This is a genomic window from Enterobacter sp. DSM 30060 (genome assembly GCF_013375955.1).
GTDB lineage: Bacteria > Pseudomonadota > Gammaproteobacteria > Enterobacterales > Enterobacteriaceae > Enterobacter > Enterobacter intestinihominis.
Genome location: NZ_CP056118.1, coordinates 4713141 through 4730087, shown reverse-complemented (window position 1 = coordinate 4730087; position 16947 = coordinate 4713141). Strand labels below are relative to the sequence as shown.

Genomic DNA, 16947 nt, shown 5'->3' with positions numbered 1-16947 from the left:
GGTGTGCGGCTATACCCGATAGTATGTCACACGCCTGTGAAACAAAAGTGAGGAGATCAGCTGTGCGCGGTTTCCTTCATCAACAGGGCGGTGGCAGCAGAAAGCAGGCAACCTGCCAGCAGATAAATCGCCACGCTATGCCAGTTCCCGCCGGAGAACGTCACCAGCGCGGCGGCGATAAACGGCGTAAACCCGCCGCCGACCACGCTCGCCACCTGATATCCCACGCCCGCGCCGCTGTAGCGGTAGCTTGCGCCAAACAGCTCGGTAAACATCGGCTGCTGCACGCAGACCACCATATCGTGAGCGATGTTCGCGAGCATGATCGCGAAGAAGACAATCCAGAAGACCGACTGGGCCTCCAGCGCCATAAAGAACGGCCAGGCGCTGAGTGTGCCGATGAGCGCCCCGGTGATATACACCCGTCGACGGCCAAAGCGATCCGCCAGCCAGGCGAAGCAGGGGATGGTCAGGCAGCTGATCCCGCCCACCACCAGGCCAATGTTCAGGAACAATTCCCGCGGCAGGCCGAGGTTTTGCGTGGAGTAGTTGAGGGCGAAGGCGGTGACGATATACATCGTCAGCAGTTCGCACAGGCGCAGGGCGATAATTTTCAGAAAAGCGCCAGGGTGCTGCACCAGCGCTTCCATCACCGGCAGCCGTTTTTTCGCGACCGGTTTTTCGCGTTGCTGCTGCTCAAACTCAGCCGACTCTTCCATGCCGTTACGGATCCACAGGGCCACCACGACCAGCACAATGCTGAAGATAAACGGAATACGCCAGCCCCAGCTCAGGAACTGCTCGTCTGTCGTGAGCTGGCTTATTAGCGACACCAGGCCCGTGGAGAGCAGCAGACCCACGCCATAACCTACCTGCACGCCGCTGCTGTAGAACGCTTTCTTGTTCTTCGGCGCGCTTTCCACGGACAGCAGTGCCGCGCCGCCCCATTCGCCGCCGACGGCAAAGCCCTGAATGGCGCGCAGCGTCACCAGCAACACCGGGGCCCACCAGCCAATCGATGCAAAGGAGGGCAAAATACCGATCAGCGCGGTGGCAATGCCCATCATCCAGACGGTGAGCATCAGCATGCGCTTACGGCCAAGGCGATCGCCGAAGTGGCCGAAAATTATCCCGCCCAGCGGACGAAACAGAAAACCGACGCCGAAGGTGGCAAACGCAGCAAGCGTGCCCATGGCGGGGCTGATCTGAGGAAAGAATTCACGGTTAAAGACCAGCGCAGCGGTAATACCGTAGAGCAGAAAGTCATACCAGTCGACGACGGCGCCTGCGAAGCTACCTAAAGCGGCGCGGCGGGCGCGGTTAAGCGAAGGTGTCTCCTCGTTGCGGCGAGCGGAGATGAGGGTGGAGTCCATAGTTGTCCTGTCTGTACTGATTTTTAATTATTGGTATAAGAAAAGGTCACTCACGTTGCAGCCGTCATATTGACGGAACGTATGAGACTACCGCGACAGACGGCCTGAGAAAACGTTTTTATCTTTCCTGAAAGCGCAGAATCAATAAATTTCATCTTATCGGGTCCCAATATAAATCAGCCTGTTTGGTTCCGGTTAGGGCTGAATGGTTTACAGTAATAATGATCGCTGTGTGACGTAAGCTGAGGGAATTACGATGCAACGCCTCTTTCCTGCACTCTGGGTAGTCCTGTTTTTGGTGGCTTCGCCGCTGCATGCGGAGCCAAAAGTCTACGGCGAACAGCGCATCCACCGCTGGTGGGATGCGGTAACAGACGATATTTCCCAGACATGGGAGCAGCCGGATCGTTACGATCTCTACCTGCCGTTTCTGAGCTGGCATGCCCGCTTTATGTATGACAAAGAGAAAACGGATAACTACAACGAAATGCCGTGGGGCGGCGGACTGGGCGTTTCTCGCTACAACGACGAGGGCAACTGGAGCGCACTCTTTGCCATGATGTTTAAAGATTCACATAACGAGTGGCAGCCCGCGATGGGCTACGGCTGGGAAAAGGGCTGGTATCTGGATAACGCAAAAGATTTCCGTCTGGGGCTGGGGGCCGCCGCGGGGATCACCGCGCGCGACGACTTTGCCAACTATGTCCCGCTGCCGTTTATCTTCCCGCTTTTCTCTGCCGGATATAAGCGCGTCACCGTCCAGTTCACCTATATTCCCGGAACCTACAACAACGGCAACGTGCTGTTTGCCTGGCTGCGCCTGGGCTTTTAAAGAGTGATCACTTTTTTGGCCACTGCGTTGGACAGAATCAGCAGCGAAAACAGGACCGACGTAACAAAGGTGAGCACAATCAGAGCAAGTTTGGTGCTCAGGGACGTTACCGGAATGAGCGCCGTCAACAGGTGAAACACCGAGTAGTGCATGATATAGACCCCGGTCATCGTTTTGCTAATGGCGGCCAGCACGGACTCTTTAAACTCCGCATTGCGGCGAAAACGTACGCCGTTGGCCGCAATCACCAGGGCAATAATCAGGATGTAGATTTGCGATCCGGTGAGGATAAAGGCGTTTCTGTCCGCTTTAAATAGCGCAAAAAAGAAATGCCGTTCGTAAAACCACGTGAAGAGATAGATAAACGGTATGGCAATCACCGCTGCCCTGACCACATTTTTGCGGCCGATCCACGCCGCAATCTGCGGATCGCAAAAGAGCTGCCCCGTCAGATAAAACAGCAGCCACGTCCACAGGCGATACTGCGGCGACAATGAAAGCACGTGGACATCAGGATAGAGGGCTGACAGCAAATCGTACCCGTATGAGAAAAGCAGCAGGGTGACAATCACCCCGCAAAACAGCGTTCGCCGCTGGCTGAGCCACTCCACCGCCGGATGAAAAGTGTAAATCACGACAAACGCGAACACGAACCAAGGCTGGATCAGATATCCGCGCTGATAGGGCTCCCACAGGTAGTAAATGGTTACCCAGAACAGAAAGACGATCACCAGGCTTTTGATCTTATCCAGCTGCCAGCGCGTGCCGTGTCGGGATTGCCCATCCAGATACCCTGCAACCACAAAAAACAACGGCGTGGCGATGGTCGAAATGAAGGTTAAAAAACCGAGGATCCAGTGATAGTCATAATCGTAATGGTCCCAGGTGTTGTAGATGGTGAAGAAGGTGACCGCCGTCATACAGCCCAGCGTCTTGATGATGTTCAGCCCTGTCGCATTCATTGTTGTTCAGCTTCGTCCTTACGATGAAAACACGCGTAAATTACGGGGAGTACCAGCAGCGTCAGGATTGTAGCAAACCCAAGCCCAAACATAATCACAACGGCCATGCTCTGGAAGAACACATCCAGCAGCAGGGGGGCGAGGCCAAGCACGGTCGTAAAGGCGGTGAGCAGGATGGGACGCAGGCGCGACGTGGCGGCGTAAACGATCGCACTGTGCTGATCCTGCTGCGCTTTCTGCTGCTCTATCTCTTCCACCAGCACAATGCCGTTGCGGATCAGCATCCCGCTCAGGCTCAGCAGGCCAATCAGTGCCATAAAGCCAAAGGGGATCCCGGTAAGTAAAAAACCGGGCGTAACGCCGATCAGCGCCAGCGGCACGGTCAGCCAGATAGCGACGGCGTTTTTCACCGAACTGAACATCAGCACCGTGATCACAAACATCACCAGATACCCGAGCGGCAGCGTGGTAAATAGCCCCTGTTGCGCTTCGCTGGAGTTCTCCGCGTCCCCGCCCCATTCAATGCTGTAGCCGTGGGGCAGAGGCAGGGCATCTATTTGCGGCTTCACGCGGGCGAGAATATCGCCGGACGTTTGCTGGCTTAGCGGGTCAGGGTCGGTCTGCACGGTCAGCACGCGCGAGCGGTCGCGACGCAGGATCAGCGGATCTTCCCACTCCAGCGCGAAGCCGCTGACGACGTTGCTCAGCGGAATATACTGCTGACGGGTCTGGCTCCATACCAGGACGTTATTCAGGTGATTGGCGTCCAGCCGTTCACTTTCCGGCGGGCGCACCACCACGGGTAACAGGTCGCTTCCTTCTCTGTACAGTCCCGCCCGGCTGCCGGAGAAATTCATCTCCAGGGCGTTATCGACGTCCTGCTTATCCACGCCAAGCTCACGTCCCAGCGCGGTGACGTACTGCGGGCGGATCACTTTGCTGCGGTTTTGCCAGTCGTTCCTGACGCTGTCCGTCGCCGGATCGCGCGTAAGAATACTGTCTACCTGGCTGGCGATCAGACGCAGCCTGTCCGGCTCGGGGCCCTTAATACGTATTTCAATGGCGCTGTCACCGGAGGGGCCAAACATCACCCGTTTCGTGCTGGCGTTAACCTGCTGGTAGTTCCGTGCAATGTACTCATCAACGTGGCGGGTCAGGGCGGGGATGTTACGCTGGTCGTCCATTCTCACCATGATTTGTGCATAGTTGCTGTACTGCCGCTGTCCGCTGTAGGTCAAAATAAATCGCATACTTCCCTGACCAATCGTCGAGACCGTAGTTTCCACGCCAGGCTGGCCGTTAATGGTTTTCTCGATATCACCGGTCATCTTCTCGGTCCAGTTAATGTCGGTCCCGTAAGGGAGCCAGAGGTCGACAAAGAAAATTGGCGTACTGGATGAGGGGAAGAAGTTCTGCCGCACCGAGCCAAAGCCCCAGATGGCGGCAGCCAGCAGTGCGGCCATCACCATCAGCGTTGGCGCTTTACGCCGTAACAGCGCATTGAGCAAACCCCGGTAGATCCGATAGATGCGTTTGTCGTAGGGATCCGTTTCGTCGGCGTCTGGCGGTGCAGCGTCATGTTTAAACAGCCACCATTTAATCAGCACCGGCGTAATGGTGAGGGCTGAGAACCAGCTCAGCATCAGCGAAATCAGCAACACCTGAAACAGCGACTTACAGTATTCGCCGGTGGAATCCTGCGACAGCCCGACGGGCGCAAAAGCCAGGATGGCGATGACCGTCGCACCCAGCAGCGGCAGCGCAGAGCGGCGAATAATCGCGTTAATGGCGTTAAGCAGGGGCGAGCCCTGCTGCCGGGCTATCAGTACCCCTTCGACAACCACAATGGCGTTATCGACCAGCATACTGAGGGCGATGATCAGCGCCCCCAGTGAAATACGCTGTAGTTCTATGCCCCAGAGATACATGATCAGCAGCGTGCCCAGCACGTTGAGCGCGAGGGAAAAGGCGATAATGAGCCCGCTGCGTAAGCCCATAAAGATCAGCAACACACCGACGACAATCGCCAGCGCCATCAGGAAATTAATGATAAATCCGTTGACGGAATGCCCGACCTCCGCCGCCTGATCGTAAAACAGGTCGATGTGGATACCTGCCGGTTTCTCGGCTGACATCTGCTCAAGCTTCGCCTCCAGGGCATGTCCCACGTCGATCACGTTAACGCCGGGTATAAAGGAGACGCCCATGGTGACGGCTTTTCTGCCGTTGGCATGGTATATGCTGGCAGGGGACGCATCCAGCCCACGTGACAGGGTGGCAATATCCCGTAAGCGGGTAGCCGCCCCAACGCCGGGTGGGGTCACTATGAGATCGGCCAGCTCGTCAATACTTTCGAATTCTCCGGTAGGATGCAGACGAATTGACTCAGTACCGGAGGGGATCTCTCCCGCGCTGGAAACCACGTTCAGCCTGCTGAGCTGGGCAGAAAGCTGGTTAAGCGTAATCCCGCGCGCGGCCATTTTGCTCAGAGAAATGTCCACGTTAATCTGCTGGGTGAGGGCTCCGCCGATGGCCACTTTGCCCACGCCCGGCACGAGGACCAACTCCCGGCGCAGCTGCTCGGCATACCGGACCAGTTCCGGATTGCTGAATTCATCGCCGGAAATGGCAAAGAAAAAGCCGAACACATCGCCAAAATCGTCATTCACAAACGGGGTCACTACCCCCGGTGGAAACTGTCGGGCGGCATCTCCCACCCGGCGACGCAGTTCATCCCAGATTTGCGGCAGCGCATTTGAGTGGTAGCGCGAGGCTATATTGACCGTGATCTGCGACAGGCCGCTGGAGGAGATGGAGCTGACGTTATCCAGGTAAGGTAACTGCTGAAGCGCGTTTTCCAGTGGCAGGGTGACCTCTTCCTCAACCTGCTGCGCCGACGCGCCCGGATAATGGGTGATCACCACCGCCGTTTTGATGGTAAACGCCGGATCTTCCAGTCTGCCGATGTTCAACAGGGCAATAATGCCACCTACGCCCAGCAGCAGAATAGTCAGCCAGACGCGAACCGGGTTGCTGATAAACTGACGAGAGATATCCATTACAGTCCCCGTTCACGCGTCCAGATACGTACCGGCTGGTTGGGATGTAACTCCCCAACGCCTGCGGCCACCACGCGTTCACCCGCCTTAAGCCCACCGACGATGACGACCCCCTCAGCGCTGACTTGCCCGACGCTGACCTTACGATCTTCCAGGTGCAACGTATCGCCTTCGCCCGTCACCACCCAGACGTGTGGCTCATTGCGCGGGCGGTTATCCGGGTTAAAGACCGCTTCAACCGGCACCACCAGCGCCTCACTGCCCACGCCCGCCGGTAGGTTGGTTAAATTGATGGTGACCGTTCCGCTGACGCCGCCCACGACGGGAAAATCATCCGGGCGGGGCATGGTTAAAATCACCTGCCAGGTCAATGTGTTGCTGTCGCTACTGCCTGAGTGCTCTTTGTACACAGCGGTAAACTCGCGACCGGGCAGGGCGTTGATCCTCACTACCGGTCTGTACTGCGCATTGCGGATATCGAAGGTGTTAAACAGGTTCTCTGGAAGGCTGAACACCACGTCCAGCAGGTCGGTACGGGTCAGGGTGACGACGGGCTGGCCGGCTGAGACGACCTGATGATTTCGCACATGTACGCTGGCCGCTGTCCCGCTAAAGGGGGCGACGAGCGTCATCTGGCTTAATTCCTCGCGAGCAATCTGTAGCGCGGCGTTTGCAGAATCGCGGTTTGCGCGCTGGACATCCATCTCGGCCTTCGACACGGCCTGGCGTCCTGCCAGGGTCTGGAAGCGGTCGAATTGCCGCTGAGCCAGGGTCGCCGCCGTTTGCCTGTCGTTCAGACGCTGCCGGGCTTCGCGATCGTTAAGACTGGCGAGCCGTTGTCCCTGTTTGACAACGGCACCCTGGCGAATGTCCAGAGTCTCAATCTGCCCGGCACGTTTGAACGCGAGATCGGTGGCGTCGCCGGATTCGATACGCGCGGGAAATACGCGCTGCTGTGCGTTGCCGGCCTTCACCACCTCTGCGACTTTTACCATTTTTGGCAGGGGCGCGGCGCGGTCGGGTTTGGGGTCGCACGCCGTCAGCAGCAATAAAACAGCAGGCAGAAGAGAGAGGTAGCGCTTCACAGTATTCCCCTGATAATAATTGTTTTATTTATTTCGTCATCAATGCTGGGGTGGCACTATTCCGCCAGGGCCGAGACGACCACATAGGTAAATAAACCGATTGCTGTGCTGGCGATAATGGCAAGCGCAATAAACAAACCAAGGCGAATCAGGCTTAAACCGTACATGCATTCCTCCATGATGTTGAAGGTGGCGCGGGATAATGAGAATGAACGTGTTGCATGTCTGACTATGAGCATAGTCGGTGAATAAATAAATGTTAAATAACCATTATTAGTGGCGTGACATACTCAGGCGAAACAAGCGATACGATAGCGTATCCCCTTTGAATAACATCCTGATATTCCTGTGCTACGTTTAATAGCATCCATTCCTTTTTTCCGTAAAAGGCATTCACGCCTGTACCCATAGGCTTGATGCGATCTCTCCTGATTCACTCACTGTTGTGTTGGTTATAAAAAGGATGCTTGATATGTATAAAACGATTCTGGTGCCGGTGGATGTATACGAAACAGCGTTGTCTGATAAAGCGCTACAGCATGCCCAATTCCTGGCGCAAAGCGCATCGGGTAATGTCCATCTGCTGTACGTTATGCCAAAGTTCTCGGCGGAACTGACCCGCGGTTTTATTGCAGACGCGAGAAAGATGGATGAATATATGATTAATAATGCTAAAGAAAAACTGGCCGCGCTGGTAAAAAAAATCAGCCTGTCGGAAGCAAATGTCCATCTACATGTTCGCAGCGGGAATATACGTGATGAGGTAATCAAACTGGCGGATGAACTTAACGTCGGCGCGATTATTGTGGGGTCGCGCAATCCCAATATTCAAACCCATTTATTAGGGTCAGAGGCGGCGAGTATCGTTCGTTATGCACATGTTCCTGTTTTCGTTATTCGTTAATGACATGAAAGCAAGGTGATTTCTGAAAAGAACCCGAGGAAGGAACGATGATAACAGAAAAGCCTCACCATCCGTATTATCAACAGACCGTTGATGAAACCCTGACAAATATCCAATCCAGCCTGGACGGACTTACCAGTGCAGAAGCCACCGCCAGACTGGAAAAATACGGTGAAAATGCCTTACCGCAAAAACCGGGTAAACCCGGCTGGCTGCGCTTTCTGGCCCATTTCAACGATGTTCTCATTTACGTCCTTCTGGCGGCGGCGCTGCTGAAGCTGATAATGGGACACTGGGTGGATATGTTTGTCATTCTTGGGGTGGCCATCATCAACGCCCTGATTGGACATATTCAGGAGAGCAATGCGGAGAAATCGCTGCAAAGCATTCGTAATATGCTCTCCAGCGAGGCTGTGGTCATCCGGCAGGGCAACCATGAAACTATCCCGACGACAGCGCTGGTGCCGGGAGATATCGTGGTGATACGCGCCGGGGATCGCATTCCTGCCGACCTTCGCGTAATAGAGGCGCACAACCTGCGGGTGGAAGAAGCTATTCTTACCGGCGAATCCACGGTAGTGGAGAAAAGCAGCGATGCGCTCCACGGGGAGTTGCCGTTAGGCGACCGTTACAACCTGCTTTATTCTGGCACCACCGTCAGCTCCGGCGGGGGAAAAGGGCTGGTGGTGGCGACCGGTGGGGAGACCGAACTCGGCCATATCAACCAGATGATGTCGGACATTGAAAAACACCGTACCCCGTTGATGGTGCAAATGGACAAGCTCGGCAAGACCATTTTTATCACCATTCTGGTGATGATGCTGGCGCTGTTCGTTTTCAGTCTTATCTTCCGCGATATGCCCGTATCAGAGCTGGTGCTGTCGCTGATTAGCCTTGCGGTGGCGGCGGTGCCGGAAGGTTTACCGGCCATTATCTCTATCATCCTCTCGCTGGGCGTGCAGGCGATGGCGCGTCGCAAGGCGATTATTCGCAAGCTGCCTACCGTGGAAACGCTGGGGGCGATGACGGTGATCTGCTCGGATAAAACCGGCACCCTGACCATGAATGAGATGACGGTAAAAGCGGTGATTACCGCGGACACCACCTACCGCGTGGAGGGAGACAGCTACGAGCCGGTGGGCAATATTCACCCTGTTGACGATCCAACACCGGTAACCGTGACCCAGGGGTCTGTGCTGGAGCGCTATCTGCGCACCGTCGATCTCTGTAATGACAGCCAGCTGATCAAAGATGAGCAGGGGCTATGGAAAATCACCGGCGGGCCCACCGAAGGCGCGCTGAAGGTGCTGGCGGCAAAAATCCCGCTTCCGGCAATTGACGCCGAATTGCGCAGTAAAATCCCATTCGATTCGCAATATAAATACATGTCCACCCTTTATCGCCTGGGCGACGAAGAGGTGATGTTAATCACCGGTGCGCCGGACGTCCTTTTCCGTCTTTGCCAGCACCAGCAGACTCAAAACGGGCTGGAGCCGTTCAACCTGCACTATTGGGAAGAGAAGATTGAAGAGTATGCGCGCGAAGGATTGCGCATGGTGGCTGCGGCCTGGAAACCGGCCGCCAGCGGGCAGCGCGAGCTGACGCATGCGGATCTGCAAGAGGGGGTCATACTGCTCGGCATTGCGGGCATGATGGATCCCCCGCGCCCGGAAGCCATTTCGGCCATTGCCGACTGCTTGCAGGCGGGCATTCGCGTGAAAATGATTACCGGGGATCATCCACAAACAGCGATGAGCATTGGTCAGATGCTGGGTATTGGCAACGCGGCGAGCGCCATTACCGGGCGCGAACTGGAGGCGATGGACGACCACCAGCTGAGCGAGGCGGCGCAAAAATACGATATCTTTGCCCGAACCAGCCCGGAAGATAAATTCCGTCTGGTGCAGGCGCTGCAAAGTAAGCAGGAAGTGGTCGGGATGACCGGGGACGGCGTGAACGATGCGCCTGCGCTGAAGCGGGCGGATGTCGGCATCGCGATGGGGATCAAAGGTACTGAAGTCACCAAAGAAGCCGCCGATATGGTGTTAACGGATGATAACTTTGCCACCATTGCCCGGGCGGTCCATGAAGGGCGTCGGGTCTACGACAACCTGAAAAAGACCATTCTGTTCGTTATCCCGAGCAACATCGCCCAGGCCCTGCTGATCATTATTGCCCTGCTGGCGGGGAACCTTATCCCGTTAACACCGGTACTGATCCTGTGGATGAACATGGCAACCTCGGCAACGCTGTCGTTTGGTCTGGCGTTTGAAGCGGGTGAGAAGGACATCATGAACCGGCCGCCGCGTAAGTCTAACCTGCACGTGATGGACGGTTACGCCATCTGGCGCGTGGTGTTTGTCGGCCTGATGATTGCCATCAGCGCCTTTGTGCTGGAGGCCTGGCTGCAACCGCGCGGTTACTCGGCGGAGTTCATCCGCACCGTGTTGCTGCAAACGCTGGTCACTGCCCAGTGGTTTTACATGCTCAACTGCCGCGTCACCGACGGCTTCTCCCTGAGTAAAGGTCTGCTGGCTAACAAGGGCATATGGATCGTGAGCGGCGTACTTCTGGCCCTTCAGCTTCTGATCGTCTATGCGCCATTTATGCAGATGTTGTTCGGTACCGAAGCGCTGCCGTTCCGCTACTGGATCATTACCTTCCTGTTCGGGTTCGCAATGTTCATGATTGTGGAAGCGGAAAAAGTCCTTACCCGGAGATGGCGCACGACGAAAGGTTAACTGAATGAGTAGGCTAAGCCTGCCCACCGGCAGGCTTTCTCTTTGACCGAGTACAGAACACTATGATTCGATTTGCCGCGTTCGTTTTTACGCTTTGTATACTGGTTCCCGCTGCATCTGCTGTAACCTACCCACTCCCACCCGAGGGGAGCCGCCTGGTGGGAGCGCCGATAACTGTCACCGTACCTGAAGGCAATACCCTGCCGCTCGAAGCGTTTGCAGCGCAGCACGGGCAAGGGTTAAGCAATATGCTGGAAGCTAACCCGGGGGTAGATCCGTTTTTACCACGTGCCGGTACAGCGCTGGTGGTGCCGCAGCAGCTTATTCTGCCGCCAACGGTGCGTGAAGGGATTGTGGTGAACGTCGCGGAAATGCGTCTTTACTATTATCCACCCGGCAGCAACACGGTTGAGGTGCTGCCTATTGGCATCGGTCAGGCCGGGCGCGAAACGCCGCGTAACTGGGTAACCGCCGTTGAACGCAAGCAGGAAGGCCCAACCTGGTCACCCACGCCAAACACGCGACGCACTTACGCGAAAGAGGGGAAAACGTTGCCCGCGTTCGTTCCCGCCGGGCCGGATAACCCAATGGGGCTGTACGCCCTTTATATCGGCAGGCTGTACGCGATCCACGGTACCAACTCAAATTTCGGCATTGGCCTGCGCGTCAGCCAGGGCTGCATTCGCCTGCGTAATAACGATATCAAATACCTGTTCGATAACGTTTCGGTGGGGACGCGGGTACAGCTTATCGATCAGCCCGTAAAAGTGACCACCGAGCCGGATGGTAGCCGCTGGGTAGAGGTTCACGAGCCGCTTTCACGCAATCGCGCGGAATTTGAATCAACCCGAAAAGTGCCGCTGCCCATTTCGGCCGCGCAAAGGACGCAGCTGATAAGTGAAGGGGCGGGCGCTGAGCTGGAACGGCGGTCGGGGATGCCGGTGAGGCTTGCAATGCCCGGTGGCGTTGCGCTTACCGGGCCTACAGGACCGTAGGTCGGGTAAGCAGAGCGCCACCCGACAAACTTACCAAACGCAGAAAAGCAAAAAGCCTGCTTTAAAAGCAGGCTTTTCAAATTTGGCTCCTCTGACTGGACTCGAACCAGTGACATACGGATTAACAGTCCGCCGTTCTACCGACTGAACTACAGAGGAATCGTGTGAACGGGGCGCATATTATCGACCTACGTACGCCTTGTCAAAGGATGGATCGCCGACTTTAGACTGTTTGCTGACAAAATCAGCAAACTGACGTTTTTGCCAACGGAATGCACCATTATTGTGCAGATATACCCCGAATGGGGCAGATCGGAATCCGTTGTCACTGTCTGAAAACAGGCACCAGCGATTGGCTTTCCTTATTTTCAGCCGCTTAGCAAAGATATTGATTCGCTGCCAAAATCTGGCATCCATATTGCAAAACCTGTTTAACAACACAGCCGTTACCGGCACGCTATTTTCGAACAGGGGGCAACATGAACTTAAGACGACTGAAATACTTCGTAAAAATCGTCGATATCGGCAGCCTGACCCAGGCGGCTGAAGTGCTGCATATCGCGCAGCCTGCGCTGAGCCAGCAGGTCGCGACTCTGGAAGGCGAAATGGACCAGCAACTGTTGATCCGCACCAAGCGCGGCGTAACGCCTACCGAAGCGGGAAAAATTTTATATACCCATGCCCGTACGATCCTGCGTCAGTGCGAACAGGCGCAGCTGGCCGTGCACAACGTGGGTCAGACCCTCAGCGGGAATGTCTCCATCGGCCTGGCGCCGGGAACGGCCGCATCGTCGGTAACCATGCCGCTGCTTCAGGCGGTGCGCGCGGAGCTACCGGAAGTGCTGGTTTATCTGCATGAGAACAGTGGTTCCGTGCTCAATGACAAACTGCTCAACGGTCAGCTGGATATGGCGGTGCTGTACGATCGCTCACCGGTTGCCGGGATCACCAGCCAGCCGCTGCTGAAGGAAGATCTTTATCTGGTCGGGACCCGTGATTGCCCCGGCCAGAGCATTGATTTAACCGCCGTGGCAGAGATGAACCTGTTCCTGCCGCGCGACTACAGCGCCGTGCGCGTTCGCGTTGACGAAGCGTTCTCGCTGCGCCGTCTGACGGCGAAGATTATCGGGGAGATTGATTCCATCTCCACGCTGACTGCCGCCATTGCCAGCGGCATGGGGGTAACGGTACTGCCCGAGTCTGCCGCACGTTCACTGTGCAGCGCGGCGAATGGCTGGATGGCCCGCATCACCACGCCATCCATGAGCTTACCGCTGTCGTTGAATATGTCCGCGCGCGGCTCCCTGTCACCGCAGGCGCAGGCGGTGAAAGAGATCCTGATGTCTCTGGTCAGTAAGCCGTCGCTGGAAAATCGCGAGCTGCAACTGGTCAGCTGATATTCCAAATAAGCATAAGATGCTGGTTTTTATTATTTGTTCTCCAGCCCGGCTGACTCTAACAATAGCCTTATGTCAGATGCGCCGGAGTGAATCGTGAATTTCCAGCAACTTAAAATTATTCGTGAGGCGGCCAGGCGGGATTACAACCTGACCGAGGTCGCTAACATGCTTTACACCTCCCAGTCGGGTGTCAGCCGACATATCCGCGAGCTTGAGGAGGAGTTAGGCATTGAGATTTTTATCCGTCGCGGCAAGCGCCTGCTGGGCATGACGGAGCCAGGCAAGGCATTGCTGACCATCGCTGAGCGCATTCTCAATGAGGCCAGCAACGTTCGTCGGCTGGCAGATCTCTTTACCAACGACGCGTCAGGTGTGCTGACAATCGCCACCACCCATACGCAGGCGCGCTACAGTCTTCCGACCGTTATCAAAGCATTTCGTGAGATCTTCCCGGACGTACGTCTGGAACTGATCCAGGGCACGCCGCAGGAAATCGAAGTGCTGCTGCATAACGGTGGGGCAGATATTGGTATCGCCAGTGAACGGCTGAGCAACGACCCGCTGCTGGTGGCGTTCCCGTGGTTCCGCTGGCATCACAGCCTGCTGTTACCCGCCGATCACCCCCTGAATCAGGTTTCGCCGTTGACGCTGGAAGAGATCGTCAAATGGCCGCTGATTACCTACCGGCAGGGCATTACCGGACGCTCGCGCATTGATGAAGCGTTCAAGCGTAAAGGGCTCACACCGGACGTGGTGCTGAGCGCGCAGGATTCCGACGTGATCAAAACCTACGTCGAGTTAGGGCTGGGGATTGGCCTGGTGGCCGAGCAGTCTGGCGGAGAATATGAAGCCGGAAATCTGGTGCGCCTGGATACGCGTCATCTTTTCGACGCGAATACCGTCTGGCTGGGGCTAAAGCGCGGGCAGCTTCAGCGCAACTACGTGTGGCGATTTATCGAGTTGTGCAATGCAGGGCTGTCCGTGGATGAGATCAAACGCCAGGTGATGGAGCCGGAAGAGGTGGCGATTGATTATCAGATTTAGTCGCTAATCAGTAGGTCGGGTAAGGCGCAGCCGCCACCCGGCAAATTTACCGAACCCACAAAAGCAAAAAGCCTGCTTTAAAAGCAGGCTTTTCAAATTTGGCTCCTCTGACTGGACTCGAACCAGTGACATACGGATTAACAGTCCGCCGTTCTACCGACTGAACTACAGAGGAATCGTGTGAACGAGGCGCATATTATCGACCTCAGTGCGCCTTGTCAAAGGGGAAAACACCGTTTTTGTTCGTTTGCCGACAATTTCAGCAAACCGATGATTTAATAGCAAATTTGCTTTCAAATTGCACAGCAAATCGCGCCGCCCGCAGACAGGCGGCGCGCAGGATCAGAACAGAACGGAGTAGTTCAGACCAAACGTACGGCCACGGCCTTTATAAGTATAAAGACCCGGTGCACCGTAGGTTGGACTATACAGCCCCGGTGCGCGCTGGCCCCAGGCGGTGGTGTAGTCTTTGTCCAGCAGGTTCTCCACGCTGAAGCTGACTTTGCCCACCGGCAGGGCGTAGCTGCCCAGGAAATCAACGGTGTTATAGCCATCGATCTTCTTACCGTCGGCGTCAGACACGTCGAAGGTTTGTGTGCTCTGCACGCGCAGGGCCCAGTCGCCCGGCGCCCAGTTCACCCATGCGCTGGCTTTCGACGGGCTGGCGCTGTCGACCGTCAGCTTCTCCCATTTCCCGTTTTCACGCGTTTCGGACTTGATGGCGTTAAAGTTCGCCCCGGTGCTCCAGTCGCTGTCGGTGAAGAAATAATCCACCTGGCCTTCAATCCCGTAGATACGACGTTTGTCGTCTTCCAGGTTGATGGTCATGTCGCTCTTGTTGATGGTGATGGTTTTATCCGAGAGCGAGTAGTAGGCCGCCACCTGGGTACGCAGGTTATCGCCGGTGAAGCGCCAGCCCAGCTCGTAAGCATTGACCTTAATACCGTCCAGCGTTGAGTCGTTCACGTTCACGCTGTTTTGCAGGCGATAGTGACCATCGACCAGCTGATAGGTGCCGGAGCCGTAGTACTTCGCCAGGTCCGGAATTTCGAAGCCCTGGGAGAAGTTAAACCACAGCTGTTGCTGTTCGGTCAGACGTCCAAGGATCCCGGCGTTAAACAGGAAGTTGTTGTAGTCGGTTTTCCCGCCCGGCACCGCGTCAGCGGAGGTGGCTTTGCCCGTGGCGATTGCCTGCTGCTGGGCGTAACCGACAAAATCGTCCACCTTGTTTTCGGTGTACTGGTAGCGCACGCCGCCGCTCAGGGTGATAGCGTCAATGTCATAGCTGGCTTGCAGGAACGGCGCGAGGTTGGTAATGCTGTATCCCGGGTAACGGCCCACGTTGTAGGCGTTGTCCAGCTCCATGCCGCCGCTCGCCGCCGCTTTGCTTAAGTCGAAGAACTGCTGGTTGGCGTCGAACGTTTCGTGATCGGCATCCACACCCCAGGTGAGGGTCAGGTCATCCATCGGCTTGCTGTTCAGCGTCAGCTTGCCGCCGTAAAAATCGGTTTTCTGCTGGGACGCGCCAATGCTGGTCACCGCGCCTTTGCTCAGCGTCGGGAACGGGTAGTAGGTAAGGCTCTCATCACGGTAGTAAATCTGCGCAACCAGATCCTGCCCCCAGAAGTCGGTGTTCGAGTACTGCAGGTTGATCAGGTGACGCTCTGTGCCCGGGATACGGTCAGAGTCCAGGTTGTCTTTGTTATAGGCTTTGGCATCGCCCGTGACCGCAGCGAAATTCTCTCCGAGGAACAGCCCGTGTTTGCCGTCGGATTCGCTCTTGTAGTACTGGGTGGTTAACTGGAGCTGCTGATGATCGTCGATGTTGATGGTGCCCGTTCCCATCACGTCGATACGGTCGGAATACTGCAAGCCGGTCTGGGTGTTATCGATAATCACCTCGTCGCCGTTGCCGTCATACCAGCCGCCGTAGCGCTGATAGGAGACCGACAGACGTCCAGAGGCGTTGTCGTTGCCGCCGCTCACGGCTGCTGAGACGTTCTCATCATGGTCGTTATGGCTGTTAAACCCGCTTTTTGCCCCGGTCTGGAACTCCACTTCGGTCTCCGGCTGGCCTTTTTTGGTGACGATGTTCACCAGACCGCCGGTACTGCCGCCGCCGTACAGCGAGGTGGCGCCGGAAATGACTTCGATACGGTCAATGTTGAACGGATCGATAGAGTCGAGCTGGCGGCTGTCGCTGCGGGACGAGTTCAGGCGCACGCCGTCCACCATCACCATCATGGAGCGACCGCGCAGGTTCATGCCGTAGTTGGTACGTCCCTGGCTGCTGACGTCCATGCCGGGGATCAGCTGGGCCAGCACCTCTTTAATCTCTTTCCCGCCCTGAACCTGCTGCTCAATTTCCGCCCGCTCTATAACCCAGGTGGTTTGCGCCATCTCTGCCACGCTGCGATGTGCCCGGCTGGCAGAAACCACAATATCTTCTTCCTTTTGTTCTTCCGCCCACGCAGAGGTAGAAAGCATGGCAAGCAAGCATGGATTTAAAACCCAAAGATGAGAACGTTTCATTGTTATGTTGATCCTGAATG

At 56.1% G+C, this 16947-nt stretch carries 11 protein-coding genes and 2 tRNA genes; 6 read left to right on the top strand and 7 right to left on the bottom strand.

All coding sequences use genetic code 11. From position 1 onward, the window contains the following. Nucleotides 1-56: 56 nt before the first annotated feature. Nucleotides 57-1373: a shikimate transporter gene (shiA, locus tag HWQ15_RS22550; protein ID WP_022648594.1), complete on the bottom strand. Its 1317-nt coding sequence runs from the start codon at nt 1371-1373 to the stop codon at nt 57-59. Nucleotides 1374-1629: 256 nt separating this feature from the next. Here shiA and pagP point away from each other — a divergent pair, with 256 nt between their 5' ends. Then, complete coding sequence (pagP, locus tag HWQ15_RS22545; RefSeq protein WP_023300518.1) at nt 1630-2205, top strand: lipid IV(A) palmitoyltransferase PagP; 576 nt, start codon at nt 1630-1632, stop codon at nt 2203-2205. Here pagP and HWQ15_RS22540 read toward each other — a convergent pair. The 3 genes from HWQ15_RS22540 to HWQ15_RS22530 are packed head-to-tail and all read right to left on the bottom strand — an operon-like array spanning nt 2202 to nt 7311. Further along, complete coding sequence (locus HWQ15_RS22540) at nt 2202-3125, bottom strand: acyltransferase (protein WP_160863192.1); 924 nt, start codon at nt 3123-3125, stop codon at nt 2202-2204. The genes pagP and HWQ15_RS22540 overlap by 4 nt on opposite strands. 38 nt (nt 3126-3163) lie before the next feature. Beyond that, complete coding sequence (locus HWQ15_RS22535; protein ID WP_063148539.1) at nt 3164-6226, bottom strand: efflux RND transporter permease subunit; 3063 nt, start codon at nt 6224-6226, stop codon at nt 3164-3166. Continuing rightward, nucleotides 6226-7311: an efflux RND transporter periplasmic adaptor subunit gene (locus HWQ15_RS22530; protein WP_046619217.1), complete on the bottom strand. Its 1086-nt coding sequence runs from the start codon at nt 7309-7311 to the stop codon at nt 6226-6228. The genes HWQ15_RS22535 and HWQ15_RS22530 overlap by 1 nt, the downstream gene beginning before the upstream one ends. A gap of 472 nt (nt 7312-7783) precedes the next feature. Here HWQ15_RS22530 and HWQ15_RS22525 point away from each other — a divergent pair, with 472 nt between their 5' ends. The 3 genes from HWQ15_RS22525 to ldtA all read left to right on the top strand — a co-directional run bounded on the left by HWQ15_RS22525 (nt 7784) and on the right by ldtA (nt 11951). Then, nucleotides 7784-8215, top strand: coding sequence for a universal stress protein (locus HWQ15_RS22525; protein ID WP_058646946.1), 432 nt, complete (start codon nt 7784-7786; stop codon nt 8213-8215). Between the two features lie 47 nt (nt 8216-8262). After that, on the top strand, nt 8263-10956 hold the full coding sequence (locus HWQ15_RS22520) for a cation-transporting P-type ATPase (RefSeq protein WP_176587415.1): 2694 nt from the start codon (nt 8263-8265) through the stop codon (nt 10954-10956). 62 nt (nt 10957-11018) lie between these two features. Further along, a complete protein-coding gene (ldtA, locus tag HWQ15_RS22515; RefSeq protein WP_063148540.1) occupies nt 11019-11951 on the top strand; it encodes a L,D-transpeptidase in 933 nt (310 codons plus the stop codon). An 83-nt stretch (nt 11952-12034) separates the two neighbouring features. Here the strand turns inward: ldtA and HWQ15_RS22510 are convergent. After that, nucleotides 12035-12110: transfer RNA gene (locus HWQ15_RS22510), tRNA-Asn, on the bottom strand. Nucleotides 12111-12430: 320 nt separating this feature from the next. On the opposite strand from HWQ15_RS22510, the gene nac reads away from it, so the two are divergent. Both nac and cbl read left to right on the top strand, forming a co-directional pair. Further along, nucleotides 12431-13348, top strand: a complete 918-nt coding sequence (nac, locus tag HWQ15_RS22505) for a nitrogen assimilation transcriptional regulator NAC (RefSeq protein ID WP_022648585.1) — start codon at nt 12431-12433, stop codon at nt 13346-13348. A 96-nt stretch (nt 13349-13444) separates the two neighbouring features. Then, nucleotides 13445-14395, top strand: coding sequence for an HTH-type transcriptional regulator Cbl (gene cbl, locus HWQ15_RS22500; protein WP_003859532.1), 951 nt, complete (start codon nt 13445-13447; stop codon nt 14393-14395). 99 nt (nt 14396-14494) lie between these two features. Here the strand turns inward: cbl and HWQ15_RS22495 are convergent. Together HWQ15_RS22495 and HWQ15_RS22490 are read right to left on the bottom strand one after the other, a co-directional pair. Further along, nucleotides 14495-14570 (bottom strand) — tRNA-Asn (locus HWQ15_RS22495). Between the two features lie 167 nt (nt 14571-14737). Further along, complete coding sequence (locus HWQ15_RS22490) at nt 14738-16927, bottom strand: TonB-dependent siderophore receptor (protein WP_048966154.1); 2190 nt, start codon at nt 16925-16927, stop codon at nt 14738-14740. Nucleotides 16928-16947 lie beyond the last annotated feature (20 nt).